Origin of the sequence: Bradyrhizobium guangzhouense (genome assembly GCF_004114955.1) — a bacterium.
GTDB classification, from domain to species: Bacteria; Pseudomonadota; Alphaproteobacteria; order Rhizobiales; family Xanthobacteraceae; genus Bradyrhizobium; species Bradyrhizobium guangzhouense.
The window spans coordinates 7,011,916-7,028,777 of sequence record NZ_CP030053.1 but is presented as its reverse complement, the minus strand read 5'-3'; the positions used below and the strand labels follow the sequence as shown (position 1 = coordinate 7,028,777).

12 protein-coding genes are annotated in these 16,862 nt (G+C 64.0%); 9 read left to right on the top strand and 3 right to left on the bottom strand.

The features are described 5' to 3' along the window. Positions 1-51: 51 nt before the first annotated feature. The gene (locus XH91_RS33440; protein WP_128954561.1) at positions 52-2,325 is read right to left on the bottom strand and encodes a marine proteobacterial sortase target protein; all 2,274 of its coding nucleotides are present in this window, start codon (positions 2,323-2,325) and stop codon (positions 52-54) included. A 186-nt stretch (positions 2,326-2,511) separates the two neighbouring features. Between XH91_RS33440 and XH91_RS33435 the strand changes: the two genes are divergently transcribed. Further along, the gene (locus XH91_RS33435; RefSeq protein ID WP_128954560.1) at positions 2,512-3,282 is read left to right on the top strand and encodes a helix-turn-helix domain-containing protein; all 771 of its coding nucleotides are present in this window, start codon (positions 2,512-2,514) and stop codon (positions 3,280-3,282) included. 57 nt (positions 3,283-3,339) lie between these two features. Then, the gene (locus tag XH91_RS33430) at positions 3,340-4,878 is read left to right on the top strand and encodes a glycosyltransferase family 2 protein (RefSeq protein ID WP_128954559.1); all 1,539 of its coding nucleotides are present in this window, start codon (positions 3,340-3,342) and stop codon (positions 4,876-4,878) included. Here XH91_RS33430 and XH91_RS33425 read toward each other — a convergent pair. Continuing rightward, positions 4,875-6,095 carry an ABC transporter substrate-binding protein gene (locus XH91_RS33425; protein WP_128954558.1) on the bottom strand — a complete coding sequence of 407 codons (1,221 nt, stop codon included), beginning with the start codon at positions 6,093-6,095 and terminating at the stop codon, positions 4,875-4,877. The genes XH91_RS33430 and XH91_RS33425 overlap by 4 nt on opposite strands. A gap of 97 nt (positions 6,096-6,192) precedes the next feature. Continuing rightward, on the bottom strand, positions 6,193-7,743 hold the full coding sequence (locus XH91_RS33420; protein WP_128954557.1) for an acyl-CoA synthetase: 1,551 nt from the start codon (positions 7,741-7,743) through the stop codon (positions 6,193-6,195). A gap of 263 nt (positions 7,744-8,006) precedes the next feature. Between XH91_RS33420 and XH91_RS33415 the strand changes: the two genes are divergently transcribed. From XH91_RS33415 to XH91_RS33385, 7 genes are all read left to right on the top strand, one after another. After that, the gene (locus XH91_RS33415) at positions 8,007-9,143 is read left to right on the top strand and encodes an acyl-CoA dehydrogenase family protein (RefSeq protein WP_128954556.1); all 1,137 of its coding nucleotides are present in this window, start codon (positions 8,007-8,009) and stop codon (positions 9,141-9,143) included. A 118-nt stretch (positions 9,144-9,261) separates the two neighbouring features. Next, positions 9,262-10,428 carry an acyl-CoA dehydrogenase family protein gene (locus XH91_RS33410; RefSeq protein ID WP_128954555.1) on the top strand — a complete coding sequence of 389 codons (1,167 nt, stop codon included), beginning with the start codon at positions 9,262-9,264 and terminating at the stop codon, positions 10,426-10,428. Beyond that, positions 10,425-11,081, top strand: a complete 657-nt coding sequence (locus XH91_RS33405) for a glutathione S-transferase family protein (protein WP_128954554.1) — start codon at positions 10,425-10,427, stop codon at positions 11,079-11,081. Before XH91_RS33410 ends, XH91_RS33405 begins: the two co-directional genes overlap by 4 nt. Before the next feature lie 177 nt (positions 11,082-11,258). Continuing rightward, complete coding sequence (locus XH91_RS33400; protein WP_128954553.1) at positions 11,259-12,062, top strand: AraC family transcriptional regulator; 804 nt, start codon at positions 11,259-11,261, stop codon at positions 12,060-12,062. A 194-nt stretch (positions 12,063-12,256) separates the two neighbouring features. After that, positions 12,257-13,123: a beta-keto acid cleavage family enzyme gene (locus XH91_RS33395; protein WP_128955073.1), complete on the top strand. Its 867-nt coding sequence runs from the start codon at positions 12,257-12,259 to the stop codon at positions 13,121-13,123. 115 nt (positions 13,124-13,238) lie between these two features. Then, positions 13,239-14,855 carry an acyl-CoA carboxylase subunit beta gene (locus XH91_RS33390; RefSeq protein WP_128954552.1) on the top strand — a complete coding sequence of 539 codons (1,617 nt, stop codon included), beginning with the start codon at positions 13,239-13,241 and terminating at the stop codon, positions 14,853-14,855. Then, a complete protein-coding gene (locus tag XH91_RS33385; RefSeq protein WP_128954551.1) occupies positions 14,852-16,828 on the top strand; it encodes an acetyl/propionyl/methylcrotonyl-CoA carboxylase subunit alpha in 1,977 nt (658 codons plus the stop codon). Before XH91_RS33390 ends, XH91_RS33385 begins: the two co-directional genes overlap by 4 nt. Positions 16,829-16,862: the final 34 nt, after the last annotated feature.

Below are 16,862 nucleotides of genomic sequence, written 5' to 3'. Positions count from 1 at the left end.
GGGACGGGCAGCCGCGCGCGCCAAGCAAGAGGAGTTCGGGGTGCTCCTCTCTCAAGCGGCGTCAGTGAGCAAGGTCCGACGCCGGTTGAACACGAACAGGATCAGGGCAAGCACGATCAGGATCAGGCCCGCGATCATCTTCAGTTCCGCAGAAGTCGCTGTCTTGGGCAGGTGGATCGTATCCGCGGTGACAGGTGCTGGCCGCCTTGCCGCAGGCTGGCCCGCATCGGCGCGGCGCTCGCGCGGCTGTGCCGGTGCCTGCCGCGGTCGTTCGCCGAACACCTTCGCGAAATCCCAGCCAGCCGGTAGGTTGAGCGGAAGCTCGCTGAGCTTGAGCGGTGCACCTTCGGGACGATAAGGCGTCTTGTCGACCGCGATGAGACTGGTCAGCCGCGTGACGATCTGGTGATCGAGGGCCAGTGCAAGGACCGTCTTGTCCGTGTCCTCCCGGGTCATCTCGTGCAGCGTGCGCGCCACTTCCGCATCGCTGATCTTGCGCCTGGCCCAAAGCTTCGACAGGCCCTTGCCTTCAGCGGCATTCTTCAACGGCAGCGTGACCGACCACGGACGATCGCCGACATGACCCTTGATCTCCAGCGAGCCCGCGAGCTTGTCGAGCTTCGCGGCAAGCACCAGCGGCTCGTCGCGATAGACGTCCGGGATGATCGCCGGCGTGACGTCGGCCTTGATGTCAGCCTTGGCATCGGAAAACTTCGCCGTGATGCCGGTCACGGCGGGGTTCTCCAGCTTGGCAAACAGGCCGCGCATGCGTTCCTCGACCTGATCGACGGAGCCGATATGGATGAAGGCGCCGCGGCCGAGCTCGGAGGCTCGCGTCATCAGATAGGTGTTGGGCGCGGACCCGATGCCGACCATGAAGATGCGCGAGCGGCCGCGCATCGCCGAAATGGTCTCGAACAATTGCTGCTCGTTGCCGATCGCGCCGTCCGTCAGGAAGACGATTTGGCGAACCATGTTGGTGTCGCCGATCTTGTCGGTCAGCGCTGCGCGCATCGCCGGCACCATCTCGGTGCCGCCGCGCGCCTGCAATGCGCCGACGAAAGATGTCGCTTCACCGACATGGACGGCGTCGGCCGGCACCGAGGCCGGAAACAGCACGTCCATGGTGTCGTCGAAGCGGATCACGTTGAAACGATCGTTCGGCTGCAGGCGGCCGAGCGCATAAAGCAGACTCGCCTTGGCCTGCTCGATCGAGGTGCCGCCCATCGAGCCGGAATTGTCGATCACGAACACCACCTCACGCGGCGGCGGCTTCTGGGTTGCCTGCTCGGCGGCTGGCGGCGTCACGAAGGCCAGCAGGTAGTCGGCATCGCCGACATGCTCGCGGAACAACCCGACTGACGGTGCTTTTTCAGCGGCTGGCTTCCAGGTCAGCTCGAAGTCGCGGTCGGCGGGCACGGTGCCGTCGGCGAGCGTCACGACGCGCGTCATGTCGTCCGGGGTTTCAATCTTCACGTTGTGAAAATGGCTCTTCACCTCGCCGAGGGCGAAGCCGGCTTTCAAATGCACGGTGATGCTGGTCGGATTGACCGGCGCATTCTTGGCGGGATCGAGCACCGGTGAGGCAATGCGCTCACGATCAGGCACCGGGTCTGAACGGGTCGCGCCCCAGCCGGAGCCGTCGTTGCGGAAGTCGACGCTCTGCTCGATCGGCGCCGGATTGTAGCGCGGCCCGACCACCAGCGGAACGCGCAGCGAATATTCGTTGCCGGATTGATGCACCGGCTCCTGATATTCGATCTGCACCAGCACGGTTTCGCCGGGTCCGATATTGGCGACCGAGTTGGTGAAGATGTTGGGCCTCTCCTGCTCGGTGAGCGCGGCCTTCTGCCCGGTGCGGCGCGCCTCCTCGTAGATCACGCGGGCTTGCCGGCGTTCCCTGATGTCGCCAACAATGACGCGGTCACCGACCACCATCTTCAGCGTGTCGACGGCACCGCCGCTGGCCAGCGGATAGACATAAGTTGCTTCGACCCAGTCCTTGGTCGGGTTGCGGAAGGCCTGGGTGACGCGCGTGCGCAGCGTCGGGCCCGAGACCGTGACGTCGACGTCGATCCCGAGCCGGACCGCCTCGGTCGTGGTGCCGTTCTCCTTCAGGAGGAGCGTGCCGGATTTCGCGTCGCCGGGCTGAAGCAGGCCGGCCTGCTCGGTCGTTGCCGACCAGGAGGTCTCGAAGCTCACCAGCAGGGCGACGAAGCTGACCAGCAGCACGGCAATGCTTTGCGCCAGAAGGAAGAGGCCGACTTTGATCAGCCTGCCCAACCAAGGGTGTTCGTCGCTTTCGACCGTGTCGTAATTGTCCATTTGGCCTGCTCCCGAAGCATGTTTGACGCCACTGAGCATCGGTCGGGAGAGCCTGATCTCGCGAGCAGAATGATCGGCAATGTTCTGCCGCGGCCGGCCTCGGCGGGCGGCCGTTGGGCGGCTGCGTCCGGTTTTGTGCTGACTTGTCCGGCCTGCTAGACTGGCATCCGTGGAGCAGGGTTAACGATGCAGACGCAAGACAAGCTCTCTGACAGGCAGCTTTCGGACGAGCAAAGCCGCGAGGTGGCGGAGATGATCCGCGAGGAAATCGCCCGGCGCCGGATCTCGCGGCAGGCGCTGGCCGAGCAGGCCAAGCTCAGCCTGTCGACGCTGGAAAAGGCGCTCGGCGGCCGGCGCCCGTTTACGCTGGCGACCACGGTCCGGCTGGAGCAGGCCCTGGGCGTGTCCTTGCGCAAGGGCACCGCCACGCCGGCGCCCGCGGCGGGCAACGACGTCGCACCCGACGGCCTCGGCTCCTATTCGCATCGCGCGGTGACATGGCTCGAGGGCGTCTACATCACCTTGCGGCCGTCCTTTGGCGACAAGGATGCGATCTTCGCCTATCGCACCGAAATCGTCTGGGAGCCGAAAGTCTCCTCGCTCGTCTTCCGCGAGGGCGAGCGAACCGATGCCGCCTATGAGCACACCGGCGAGGTTGCCGTGCCGCATCAGTCCGGCTTCATCTATCTCGTCATCAACAAGCACGGGCAGCATCGCATCATCACGGTCTCGCGGCCGACGGTAACGGGTGCGATGTACGGCATCATTTCGACGTTGCGTGCCGGCGCCGGCTCACAGCTGATGCCGGTCGCGGCGCCAATCGCCTATGTCCCGATCGACAACGTCAAGGAGCCGGCGCTCGGGCGAATTATGCCCGATCACGCCAGCCATGCGCTGTATCTGAGCCACCTGCGCCGCACGGTGGAGGAGCCATTTGCGCTATTCCTGTCGGTCTAGCCGGTGCTTCGAACGAAATGATCCGGACTTTGCCGCGCGCTCGTCTATAAGGCGATCATGCTCGACGTGACCACAACATCCGACGGCGCGTGCCCTCTGTTCTCGATCATCATCCCGCTCGAATTTCACCGCGGGCAGTGGGAGCAGTCCTGGCTTGGCTGGACGTCGCAGACGGCGGACAGGGCTCTCTACGAGATCATTCTCGTCGTGCCGCCGGATTTCACGGGACAAGCGGAGCTGAATGCACTTGCCGCAGGCCAGGCTCGTCTCGAATTCGCAGATTCCGCGCACGATATCGGGCTCTGCGCGGTCGGGGCGGCCAGGGCTCGCGGCCGCTATTTGTTCTTCACGGAATCGCATTGCTGGCCCGAGCCCGACGTGATCGCGCTCTGCATCCGCGCGATCGATGATCATCCCGACTGGGCCGGATTTTCCTGCCGTTCCGTCCCGATCTGCCACAACCGCCTGTCCGAGGCGGAGGCCGCGATGTACCAGGCCGACATCGAGTTCGGCATGAAGCAGCATCCCTGGCGCAAGGTGCTCGACCAGTGCTTCGTGACGCGGCGCGATGCCTATCAGGAATGCGGCGGCCTGCGCGAAGAGCTCGGTCATTTCGCCGAATGGGTGCTCGCCGCCGGATACCACGCGCGAGGCTACGCCATCGGCTATCTCGAGGAGGCGCGCTTCCACCACTATTACATCGGCCGGATCGGTGAGCTGAAGACGTTCACGCTTGATTTCGTCGAGGGCGAGAGCCGGTTTCTCAGCGAGGATCGGCGCGATCCGGGCCGCGAGCTGATCGAAATTCCCTTTGAATGGACGGACCGCGACGATTTCGATCGCCAGCTTGCGTTCAATGCATTGAACGCGCTGATGCGCTACAGCCTGCCGCGTCTCGGTTGGAAGTGGCACCGTGAGGAACGGCGTGCACTGTGGCGCTGGAGCGGGCCGGCGCTGTTCGGTGATCTCCGTGCGCGCGTTGCGGCTTCCTTCGCCGTCGCGCAGGCGCGTCTGGTACTGACGGCGCTGACGGTGGTCGGGTCGCGCGATGCCATTGCGCGATGGATGAAGTCTTACATCGCATCGCTGATCCACCTTCAGCGGCTCGCATGTATCCGTCGTCTTCGCGGACACACCATATCGGCCAAGAAACTGCTTGGCGATCGGGTCCTTGGGCAGCTCGGATTTCACGAGCTGGAATCAGCTGCCGGCCATGCATTTCGCTGGAGCGAGCCGCAAGCAGCCGTTCGAATCAAGGGCGCGCCGGGACGCAACACCGTCTGCATCCAATGTCCCGCCGTGCGCGAATCGCTCGACGAGATCGGTGTGCAATTCTATCTCGACGGCGCACCTCTCGATCGCGCGGCGATCGAGATCGGCCTCGACCGTTACATGCTGAGCCTCGACCTGCCGCAAACCGGCATCGCCATCCTGGCTTGGGCTTGCCCCAAATTCATCGGGATCGGCGATGCGCGCCGTCTCGGCCTGCCTGTCGTTGGCATCGAGGTCAACCCGGATGCGCGCGGTAGTGCTCAAAAAGATAGCGGCCTCTCGGCCGCTATCTCGTCCACGATGGTCGTTTCCGAGCGAAACTAGCCGCCGACCTCGGCACTGATGATGTCGCCGAACAGCTCCCACTGACCGGCCTTGAACCGCCACATCTTCAGCTGCTCGATCGGCGCGAAATCGTTGGCCGACGTGTTGATCCTGATTCCGGGGATCAGCGTATCCGGGACAAAATCCTTCAGGCTGGCAGCCTGCTTCATCACATTCTCGCGGGTGAGATTGTCGCCGGCCAGCTTCAGCACTTGCACCATCGTCTGGGCCGCGGCGTAGCCGTACACCAGGTTGGTGTCCGAGATGTTGGCGCCTGGCATGTATTTGTCGATGAAGGCCATGAACTTCTTCATGCCCTCGTTGTCCTTCCACTGCGGGTCGGACGCGTCCATCAGGTAGCCGGCCGAGAGCACGCCCTCGGAGGCCTCGAGGCCCGCCGGCTTCATCACAGAACCGATCGACACCGACACGTCCGTCATCAGATGCATCGGCTTCCAGTTGAGCTCGGCGATCTTCTTGATCGCCTGAGCCGCGAATTTCGGGGTTGAAATGTTCACGAAGACATCGGCGCCGGTGTCCTTGAGCTTGACGATATGGGCGTCGATCGAAGGCTCAGACGTCTCGTAGCTTTCTTCGGCCACGATCAGCTTCGAGGCCTTGTCGCCGAACACGTCCTTGATGCCGGCAAGATAGTCTTTGCCGAAGTCGTCGTTGGCATAGAAGATCGCAACCTTCGCGTCCGGCTTCTCCTTGAGAATGTATTTTGCGAAGATCCGTGCCTCGACGCGGTAGCTGGGCTGGAAGCCCATGGTCCAGGGGAAGTTCTTCGGGTCGTTCCACTTGCTGGCGCCGGTTGCGAGGAACAGCTGCGGCACCTTCTTGGAGTTTTGATATTTCTGCACGGCGCTCTGCGTCGGCGTGCCCAGCGCGTTGAAAACCAGGAACACCTCGTCGCTCTCGATCAGCTTGCGGACCTGCTCCACCGTCTTCGGCGGCGAGTAGCCGTCATCGTAGGAGATGAAGTTGATCTTGCGACCGTTGATGCCGCCCTGGTCGTTGATCATCTTGAAATAGGCCTCCTCGGTCTTGCCGATGATGCCGTAGGCCGAAGCGGGACCCGAATAGGCCTCGACATTGCCGATCTTGATCTCGGTGTCGGTGACGCCGGTGTCGTAAGCCTTCTGGGCGAAGGCGCCCTGGGTCGAGAGCAGCGTCAATGCGGTTGCGGCGGCAAGCAGGGAGAGTTTCTTGTTCATGAAAATTCCTTGAGGTTTCTTTGGTGTTTCTTTGGGGTTTCTTCTGGGCTGGAGCAGGCACGTTGAAAAGCAAAAGCGCCCGCGAGGGGCGCTTTGGTCAGGCGTTGGCAACTTTCTTGTCGACTTCGGAAGTCACGGAAAACTCCTTGCGCAGGGTCGGCTTGTGGATCTTGCCGGTGGCGTTGCGCGGCAGCACGTCGACGAAGCGCACTTGGCGTGGGCATTTGAAGCGCGCGAGATTAGCGGCACAGTGCGCGAAGACGTCGGCCTCCGTTAGTTGCTGGCCTTGCTTCACGGCGACGATGGCAAGGCCCACCTCGCCCCATTGCGCGTCAGGAATGCCGATCACCGCGGCCTCCGCGATCGCCGTGATCTGATGCAGAACGTTCTCGACCTCGGCCGGATAGACGTTCTCACCGCCGGAGATGTACATGTCCTTCCAGCGGTCGACGATGTAGTAGAAGCCCTCCTCGTCGACGCGCGTCGCATCGCCCGTGTGCAGCCAGCCTTCGGTGAACGACGTCTTGTTCGCCTCCGGCCTGTTCCAGTAGCCCGGCGTGATGTTCGGTCCCTTGACCCAGAGCTCACCGAGCTCGCCGACATCGGCATCGCCGCCGTCGGGACGCACGATGCGCACCTCCGTATGCAGCACCGGCTTGCCGGCGGATCCGGCCTTGCGTGCCGCATCCTCGCGGTCGAGCACCAGCACGGCTGGCGAGGTCTCGGTCATGCCGTAGCCCTGCTGGAGCGCGACGCCGCGCGCCTCCCACGCCTTCAACAGCGGCAACGGCATCGGTGCGCCGCCGACGCCACAGACGATCAGCCGGGAGAGGTCGGTCGTCGCGAAAGCCGGATGCTGCGCCATGAACTGATAGATCGCGGGTACGCCGAAGAACGCGTTGATGCCCTGCGCGGGATCGTTGATCAGGCCAAGCGCCGTGCCAGGATCGAAGGCGCGCATGATTATCACGGTGCCGCCTGCATGCAGCACCGGATTGGTGTAGCAGTTGAGACCGCCGGTGTGGAACATCGGCAGCACGGTGAGCGCCACCGAGGACGGCCCGATGCAGGCGGGGCCGCCGAGATTGACGCAATTCCAGAAGGTCATGCCATGGGTGATGGTCGCGCCTTTGGGATGACCCGTCGTGCCCGACGTGTACATGATGGTCGAGACATCATCGAGCGTAACCTCTTCGGCTCGGCCGAGAGGTATCGCTGCGGCGATGCCCGCTTCGTAAGTGCCGCCGGGGCCAAGCCGTAAGCTTGTGGCGACATTACAGAGCTTTGCGACGCTCAGCGCCGTCTCGGCCAGATCGGCGTCATAGATCATCACGTCAGGCGCGCAGTCGCCGGTGATGAACTGCAGCTCGGGAACGGTGAGGCGGGTGTTCAGCGGCACGAGGACGGCGCCCAGCCGTCCGCAGGCGAACTGCACCTCCAGCATATCGGTGGTGTTCGGCGCCAGCACCGCAACGCGGTCGCCGCGCGCGACTTTCAGCGTGTGACGCAAGAAGGAGGCGAGGCGCGAGATGCGGGCGTCGAACTCCAAATAGGTAAAGCGGCGCTCGCTGGCGAGGTCGATGGCCACGACCTTGTTAGGTGCGCGGCGGGCATGATGAGCGATCCAGTCGTAGTAACGAACGGCCAACACTCCCTCCCTTGGCGATCTTGTGCCGCCCGAGCTTTATTGCTGTGCACCATGCCCGGCATGGCCCTGGGAGGCCAGCCGGAGTTTGTGCAGCAGTCTTTTTTGATTTGGAGTTGGCCTGCGAGGGGTGAAAATCGTCTTGCGTTGAGTTGCTAGATCGGGGCGGCTCCAGGCGGCTCGGCAAAGCCAGCCACTCCGCGCAAGTGAGCCGCCAATGTTCCGGCCATGGTGGATCCGCAGGAGCCGTCGAAAGCGAAATTGCGATGAAGAGTCCGTTCTATACCGCCGAACACGACGCTTTTCGCGACGTCATGCGCCGCTTCGTCGACAAGGAGATCGCCCCGTTCGCGCACGAGTGGGACGAAGCCGGCGAATTTCCCCGCGCGCTCTATCGCAGGGCGGCGGAGATTGGCCTGTTGGGGCTCGGATTTCCCGAGGAATATGGCGGGATCGCCGCCGACCAGTTCATGAAGATCGTGGCGAGCCAGGAGCTGGCGCGGGCCGGGGCCGGCGGCGTCAGCGCCAGCCTGATGAGCCACACCATCGGCTCGCCGCCGATCGCCCGAGCGGCGCGGCCTGAGGTGAAGGCGCGCGTGCTGCCGCAGGTGCTGGCAGGCGAAAAGATTTCGGCGCTCGCGATCACCGAGCCGGGCGGCGGCTCCGATGTCGCGAACCTGCGCACCAGGGCCCGGCGTGACGGCAATCACTACGTCGTGAGCGGCGAGAAGACATTCATCACCTCGGGGATGCGCGCCGATTATCTGACCGTTGCGGTGCGTACGGGCGGCGAGGGCGCCGGCGGCGTCAGCTTGTTGCTGATCGAGGGTGATACGCCCGGCCTGTCGCGAACCAAGCTCAAGAAGATGGGCTGGTGGGCCTCCGACACCGCGACGCTGCATTTCGATGATTGCCGCGTACCGGCCGAGAATCTGATCGGCGAAGAAGGCCAGGGCTTCAAGATCATCATGCAGAATTTCAACAGCGAGCGGATGGGCATGGCCGCCGGCTGCACTGCCTTTGCCCGCGTCTGTCTTGATGAAGCCGTCGCCTACGCCAAGGAACGCAAGACGTTCGGCAAACCGCTCGCGCAGCACCAGGTTATCCGCCACAAGATCGTCGACATGGCGCAGAAGGTCGCGGCCTCGCAAGCCATGCTGGAAATGCTGGCCTGGCGGCTCGAGCAGGGCGAAAGCCCTGTCGCCGAAATCTGCATGATGAAGAACCAGGCGACACAGACCATGGCGTTCTGCGCCTCGGAAGCCGTGCAGATCTTTGGCGGTGCCGGTTTCATGCGCGGCATCAAGGCCGAGCGCATCTACCGTGAGGTCAAGGTCAACGCCATCGGCGGCGGAACCGAGGAGATCATGAAGGATCTGGCGTCAAGGCAGATGGGGTTGTGAGCCCGTCATTCCGGGGCGCGCATAGCCCGAGCCCGGAATCCATCAGGCCGCGTTTACCGTAGAGGAATGGATTCCGGGCTCATCGCTTCGCGATGCCCCGGAATGACAAGAGGAAGAAATGCTGTTTACCGCCGACCACGACGATATTCGTCGGAGCTTGCAAAAATTCATCGCTAACGAGATCAACCCCCATGTCGATGAATGGGAGAAGGCCGACATCTTCCCGGCGCATGAGCTGTTCAAGAAGATGGGCCGCCTCGGCTTTCTTGGATTGAACAAGCCGGTCGAGTTCGGCGGCTCCGGTCTCGATTATTCCTATGCACTGATGATGGCGGAGGAGCTGGGCGCCATCACCTGCGGCGGCGTGCCGATGGCGATCGGCGTGCAGACCGATATGGCAACGCCGGCGCTGGCGCGGTTCGGCTCCGACGAGGTGCGCCGTGAATTTCTGGCGCCATCGATATCAGGCGACTATGTCGCCTGCATCGGCGTCTCCGAGCCCGGCGCCGGCTCGGACGTCGCCTCGATCAAGACCAGCGCGCGCTCCGACGGCGACGACTATCTCATCACCGGCGGCAAGCTGTGGATCACCAACGGTACCCAGGCCGACTGGATCTGCCTGCTCGCCAACACCGGCGATGGCCCGGTCCATCGCAACAAGTCGCTGATCTGCGTGCCCATGAAGAGCAAGGGCGTCACGGTCGCCCGCAAGCTCGACAAGCTGGGCATGCGCTCGTCCGACACGGCGCAGATCTTTTTCGACAACGTCCGCATACCCAAGCGCAACAGGATCGGCGAGGAGGGCCACGGCTTCACGTACCAGATGATCCAGTTCCAGGAGGAGCGGCTCTGGGGTGCGGCGGCCTGCCTCAAGGCGCACGAGTACATCATCAACGAAACCATCGAATACACGCGCAACCGCCAAGCCTTCGGCAAGTCGATCCTCGACAACCAGGTCGTGCACTTCAAGCTCGCGGAGATGCAGACCGAGGTCGAGCTGTTGCGTGCGCTGATCTATCGCGCCGCCGAGCAGCTCGTCGCCGGCGAGGACGTCACGCGACTTGCGACCATGGCCAAGCTGAAGGCCGGCCGTCTCGGCCGCGAGCTCACCGACGCCTGCTTGCAATATTGGGGCGGAATGGGCTTTACCAACGAGACGCCGGTCAGCCGCGCCTATCGCGACAACCGTCTGACCTCGATCGGCGGCGGTGCCGACGAGGTCATGCTGATGGTCCTGTGCAAGATGATGGGTACGCTGCCGGGTAGCAAAGGGAATGCTTCATGATCACGCTCTATCATTGCGACGCCGCGCGCTCGTTCCGTCCGCTCTGGATGCTGGAGGAGATGGGGCTGCCCTATGAACTGAAGATGCTGCCGTTCCCGCCGCGCGTCTTCGCCAAGGAGTATCTCGCGCTCAATCCGCTCGGCACGATTCCCTTCATGGTCGACGGTGAGACCAGGATGACTGAGTCATCAGGCATCTGCCACTATCTCGGCGTCGTCTATGGCCCGACGCCGCTGATGGTCGGCCCCGAGGATCCCGCCTATGGCGCCTTCCTGAACTGGATGTATTTCAGCGACGCGACGTTAACCTTCCCGCAAACGCTGGTGCTCCGCTACACCCAGCTCGAGCCGGAGGAGCGCCGCAATCCGCAGGTCGCAACCGACTACGCAAAGTGGTTTTTGGGACGGCTGCGCGCCGTCGAGGCGGCAACCGCCAATACCGAGGCCTTGTGCGCGGGTCGCTTCACCGCCGCTGACATTGTCATCGGTTACGCCCTTCGCCTTGCCGAAAACATCGGCCTTGCCAAGGATTTCGGGCCTGGTGTCGCGGCCTATTGGGCCCGCTTGCAGCAGCGCGACGGCTTCAAGCGCGCCGTTGCTGCGGAGCAGTCGGCCGGGCTCGAGCAGAATGTTGCGCCGCGCGTAAGGGCGTAAACATTCCGCAGGATGGGACTGCGGTCTCATCGTGGTTCCGGGCGCGACTGATCGTCGTCCCGGAATGGTAATCTTTTGCGCGCGATGACAGCGCTACCTCGTCGTGACAGCGCCCAAATTTCCGCTAAGGTGACCTCGTTGCGCAGCGGCCATAGAGCCGCGCGAGGAGGATCCCCGATGGAAGACAAGGGTCGCGAATCCGACCATTTGATGCTGATCACGCCGGAGCGGGTCTTCTACGCCGGCTTGCTCGGCCGGCCTCGCAAGCGGACCCCGGGTTGCTGCCACGTCTATGTCGCGGTGAAGGGCAGCCTGCATATGACCATCGACGACTGTCTCGCCACTGGCGAACTGTTCGTGACCCTGCCGAACCAGCGGCACTCCATTGCCAGCGACTACCGCACCGCCATCAGTGTGACGCTCGAGCCGGAGAGCATGCCTGATGGCGTGCTGGAAGATCTGGCCCGGCGGTTGATGGGACCCGACCGGCCCGCCTATGCCCGAAAAATCCTCGCCGCCTACGCGCTGCTGCGCGAGCGCCGCTATGGCGACATCACCACCGCCGGGTTCGACGAGATGTGCTTTGGCGAAGCGCTGCCGCGCCGCCTGCTCGACCCGCGCGTGACCCGCGCGGTCGCCCGCATTGGGCGCTTCTCCGGCGAGCCAGTGACGGCGGATACCTGCGCGGCGGAAGCAGGCCTCTCCGCCTCGCGGTTCCTGCATCTGTTCAAGGAAGAAACCGGCATCTCGTTCCGGTCGTTCCGCGCCTGGAAGCGTGCGCGGCATCTACTGCACTTCGCCAACCAGGATCTCAACCTCGCTCACCTCGCGCAGGACATCGGCTATCCCGACTCCACGCATTTCAGCCATTCGATCCGCCGCTTCTACGGCTTGAAGCCACGCGCGATCTTCGTCGGCTCGCGGGATCTTGCGATCTATCGCAGCACCGAGACGGTGCGGGAGCTCGCTGAGGCGGGTTGATCACTTCGCAGGGTGGATTAGCCGAAGGCGTAATCCACCGCTCCTCTATCCGCGAATATAGACCTTGGTGGGTTACGCCTTCGGCTAACCCACCTTACGGCATGTCGTTTCCCAGCTTCTCTGCGCAAGAAGCCGCATGCCCTGCATCCCATGATCGCAAGCGTTGAATTCTCAACATGCGAGACATCAGTGGTATGAGCGACAAGGCCGTCATCACCTGCGCGCTGAACGGCGTGCTCACCGACCCCAAGCAGCACAACGTGCCTGTGACGCCCGAGCAGATGGCGCGCGAGGCCAAGGCGGCTTTCGATGCGGGCGCGTCCATCATGCACATCCATCTGCGCCAGCAGGCGCCGAACAAGGGTCATCTGCCGTCCTGGGAGGTCGCCGTCAGCAAGGAGATCCAGCAGGCGATCCGCGAGGCTTGCCCCGGCGTCATCATCAACCACACCTCGGGCGTCTCAGGGCCGAACTATTCCGGCGCGCTGGATTGCATCCGCGAGACCAGGCCGGAGATCGCGGCCTGCAACGCCGGCTCGCTGAACTATCTGAAGGTCAAGGCTGACAACAGCTGGGCCTGGCCGCCGATGATGTTCGACAACGCGGTCGAGAAGGTGAAGGACTATCTCGACGTCATGAATTCGGTCGGCACCATCCCCGAGTTCGAATGTTTCGACGTCGGCATCGTCCGCTGCGTCGGCATGTACCATCAGGTTGGCATGTACAGGGGGCCGCTCGAATATAATTTCGTGATGGGCGTCGCCTCCGGCATGCCTGCCGATCCCGAATTGCTGCCAATCCTGCTCAAGCTGAAGCGCCCCGAGGCGCACTGGCAGGTCACGGCCATCGGCCGCGAAGAGATCTGGCCGCTGCACCAGCGTTGCGCTGAGCTCGGGGGGCACTTGCGCACCGGCCTCGAGGACGCCTTCTATCTCGCCGACGGCAAAAAGGTGACGTCGAATGGCCAGCTGATCGAGGCCATCGCCGCCTGCGCCCGTCGCGCTGGTCGAGACATCGCGAGCCCGGCCGAAGCGCGGAAGATCTTTGGGACGAAACGCTGAACTATCACCTCACCCGTCATTGCGAGCGCAGCGAAGCAATCCAGAATCTCTCTGCGGATGCAGCCTGGATTGCTTTGTCGCTTTGCTCCTCGCAATGACGGACTAGGATAGAGTCATGTCCATTCTCGAAAACACCATCTTCCCCGGCAGCGCCGCCTACCACGCCAACCGCGACGGCATGCTCGGCCTGATCGACCGAATGCGGGCGCTGGAGGAGCGCACGCGTGCCGCGTCCGCCGCGGCAAAAGACCGCTTCCACAAGCGTGGCCAGCTGCTGCCGCGCGAGCGCGTCGCGCTGGTGCTCGATCCCGGCGCGCCCTTCATCGAGCTGTCGACGCTCGCGGGCTACATGTTCGACGTGCCGGATGCGGGCAAGAGCGTGCCCGGCGGCGGCGTCATCGCCGGCATCGGCTTCGTCTCGGGCATTCGCTGCATGGTCAGCGCCAGCGATTCCGGGATCGATGCCGGCGCGCTTCAGCCTTACGGCCTCGACAAGACGTTGCGGGTGCAGGAGCTCGCGCTGGAGAACAAGCTGCCTTATGTGCAGCTGGTCGAAAGCGCCGGTGCCAATCTGCTGCGCTACCGCGTCGAGGACTTTGTCCGCGGCGGCAACATCTTTCGTAATCTCGCGCGCCTTTCCGCGGCAGGCCTCCCGGTCGTCACCGTGACACACGGTTCGTCTACCGCCGGCGGCGCTTATCAGACCGGGTTGTCCGACTACATCGTCATGGTGCGCGGTCGCACCCGTGCCTTCCTTGCAGGTCCCCCGCTGCTGAAGGCTGCGACCGGCGAGATCGCCACGGAAGAAGAGCTCGGCGGCGCCGAGATGCACACGCAAATCTCCGGCCTCGGCGACTACCTCGCCGAGGACGATCGCGACGCGTTGCGTATCGCGCGCGAGATCATGGCAGCGCTGGAATGGGAGCGGCCGGGCAGGGTCGCGCAGGACGTCAAGCCGCCGCGCTATGACCAGGACGAGCTGCTCGGCATCATGCCGATGGATCACAAACGCCCGGTCGACATGAAGCAGGTGATCGCCCGCATCATCGACGATTCCGATTTTGCCGAGATGGCGCCGAATTACGGCCCAGCCACCGTCTGCGGTCATGCCCGCATCGAGGGGCAGGCGATCGGCATCATCACCAACAACGGTCCGCTCGATCCCGCCGGCGCCAACAAGGCGACGCATTTCATCCAGGCCTGCTGCCAGACCCGCACGCCGATCCTCTACCTCAACAACACCACAGGCTACATGGTCGGCAAGGCCTATGAAGAAGCCGGCATGATCAAGCACGGCTCCAAAATGATCCAGGCGGTGACGTCGGCCACGGTACCGCAGATCACCATCTATTGCGGCGCCTCGTTCGGCGCCGGCAATTACGGCATGTGCGGGCGCGGCTTCCATCCACGCTTCTGCTTCTCCTGGCCAAATGCCAAGACCGCGGTGATGGGCGGCGAGCAGGCCGCCGAGACCATGGCAATCGTGACCGAGGCGGCTGCGGCGCGCCGCGGCAAGCCGATCGAGAAGGACAAGCTGGACGCCATGAAAGCGCAGATCATCGGCGTGTTCGATGGCCAGATGGACGTGTTCTCGACCAGCGCCCGCGTGCTCGACGATGGCGTGATCGATCCGCGCGACACCCGCGCGGTGCTGTCGGAGGTGCTCGCGATCTGCCGCGAGGGCGATGCCCGCACGCCCCAGCGCATGCAATTCTCGGTGGCCCGCCCATGAGGAACGGATCAGTGCAGCACCGGTCGTTCTCGAGGGTATTGATCGCCAATCGTGGCGAGATCGCGCTGCGCGTGATTCGCAGCGCGCGGCGGCTCGGGCTCGGCGTTGTCGCGGTCTATTCGGACGCGGACCGCGATGCGCTCCATGTGAGACGAGCCGATCAGTCCGTGCGGATCGGCGAAGCTTTGCCGGCGCGATCCTATCTCAACATTCCCGCGATCATCGAAGCGGCGAAAGCGAGCGGCGCTGACGCCGTACATCCCGGCTACGGCTTCCTGGCCGAGAACGAACAGTTTGCAAGAGGCTGCAAGGATGCCGGCCTCGTCTTCATCGGTCCGTCGCCGCATGCGATCGAGGCGATGGGCAACAAGGCCGGCGGCAAGGAGATCATGGCGAAGGCCGGCGTGCCCATCGTGCCCGGCTATCAGGGGGCCGACCAGCGTGACGAGGTGATGCTCGCGGAGGCCAAAAACATCGGATTCCCCGTGATGATCAAGGCCGTCGCGGGCGGTGGTGGCCGCGGCATGCGGCTCGTCACAGACGCTGCATCATTCCCCGACGCGCTGCGTAGCGCGCGGTCGGAAGCGAAGGCAGCATTCGGCGATGCCACCGTCATCCTCGAGCGCGCGATTCAAAATCCTCGTCACATCGAGATCCAGGTATTTGGCGACAGCCACGGCAATGCCGTCCACCTCGGCGAGCGAGATTGCTCGGTGCAGCGGCGGCACCAGAAGCTGATCGAGGAAGCGCCGTCGCCGGCCGTGACGCCGGAGCTGCGGGCGAAAATGGGCGAGGTCGCCGTCGCGGCCGTGAGGGCGCTGCGCTACGAGGGCGCCGGCACCCTGGAATTCCTGCTCGATGCGAGCGGTGAGTTCTACTTCATGGAGATGAACACGCGTCTCCAGGTCGAGCATCCCGTCACGGAAGCGATTACGGGGCTCGATCTCGTCGAACTGCAATTGCGTGTCGCGCGCGGCGAAGCCTTGCCGCTGAAACAGCAGGACATCAAGCTCTCGGGTCACGCCATCGAGGTGCGGCTCTGCTCGGAAGACGCCGCGCATGATTTCATGCCTCAGTCCGGCCGCATGGCGCGCTGGCAGGTCCCCGATGGCATCCGCGTCGAGCACGCGCTGGAATCGGGCGCGGAAGTCCCGCCGTTTTACGATTCCATGATCGCCAAGGTGATCGGCCATGGCGCCACGCGCGAGGAGGCGAGGGGACGGCTGATCGTCGGGCTCGAGCAGCTCACGGCGCTTGGCGTGACCACCAACCAGGCGTTCCTGATGTCGTGCCTGCGCCATCCCGGCTTTGCCAAAGGCGGGCCAACGACAGCTTTCATCGGTGCGCATCGCGACGAGCTGCTGGCGCCGCGCGCGGACGCTGCATTCGATACGGCGCTCGCAGGCCTGCTGCTCTACGTCACCAATCCGCGCGCGCCGGCATGGCGGCGCGGCCGGAGCCTGTCGGCAGCGTTTCCCCTCCCTGCGAAGATCGAGATCGCGGGTGACGCGCTTGAGCTCGAGGTCACGCGCGAGCGTGATGGCAGCTACATCGTCGCTACTGAGGGGGGGCAGGACAGGTTCGAGATCGAGCAGTTCGATTCCGAAATGATCCGCTTCCGTCATGATGGCGTGATGGACAGCGCTAAATTCCTGCGTGACGGCGACCGATTGTACGTGCAGCGCCGCGGCATCCCGTTCGCAGTCACCGATCTCACGCTCGCCGCGCCGAAGGCCACGGCAGCCAATGGCGGCGACGGAAAGGTCCGCGCCGCGATGAACGGCCGGGTCGTCGCGGTCCTGGTCAAACCGGGCGACCGTGTCACGTCAGGTCAGCCGGTGCTGACGCTGGAAGCGATGAAGATGGAGCACGTCCACAAGGCCGGCATCGACGGTGTCGTTGCTGCGATCGACGTTGCCGAGGGCGAGCAGGTGACGACGGGAAAGATCGTGGTGGAGATTGAGGCAGGATAGCGCGTCAACGGCGCAATCGTAGGGTGGGTTAGCG

Coding starts and splice junctions, on each gene's coding strand:
- XH91_RS33440 (WP_128954561.1), bottom strand. CDS start 2,325: ATGGACAATTACGACACGGTCGAAAGCGACGAACACCCTTGGTTGGGC.
- XH91_RS33435 (WP_128954560.1), top strand. CDS start 2,512: ATGCAGACGCAAGACAAGCTCTCTGACAGGCAGCTTTCGGACGAGCAA.
- XH91_RS33430 (WP_128954559.1), top strand. CDS start 3,340: ATGCTCGACGTGACCACAACATCCGACGGCGCGTGCCCTCTGTTCTCG.
- XH91_RS33425 (WP_128954558.1), bottom strand. CDS start 6,095: ATGAACAAGAAACTCTCCCTGCTTGCCGCCGCAACCGCATTGACGCTG.
- XH91_RS33415 (WP_128954556.1), top strand. CDS start 8,007: ATGAAGAGTCCGTTCTATACCGCCGAACACGACGCTTTTCGCGACGTC.
- XH91_RS33410 (WP_128954555.1), top strand. CDS start 9,262: ATGCTGTTTACCGCCGACCACGACGATATTCGTCGGAGCTTGCAAAAA.
- XH91_RS33405 (WP_128954554.1), top strand. CDS start 10,425: ATGATCACGCTCTATCATTGCGACGCCGCGCGCTCGTTCCGTCCGCTC.
- XH91_RS33400 (WP_128954553.1), top strand. CDS start 11,259: ATGGAAGACAAGGGTCGCGAATCCGACCATTTGATGCTGATCACGCCG.
- XH91_RS33395 (WP_128955073.1), top strand. CDS start 12,257: ATGAGCGACAAGGCCGTCATCACCTGCGCGCTGAACGGCGTGCTCACC.
- XH91_RS33390 (WP_128954552.1), top strand. CDS start 13,239: ATGTCCATTCTCGAAAACACCATCTTCCCCGGCAGCGCCGCCTACCAC.
- XH91_RS33385 (WP_128954551.1), top strand. CDS start 14,852: ATGAGGAACGGATCAGTGCAGCACCGGTCGTTCTCGAGGGTATTGATC.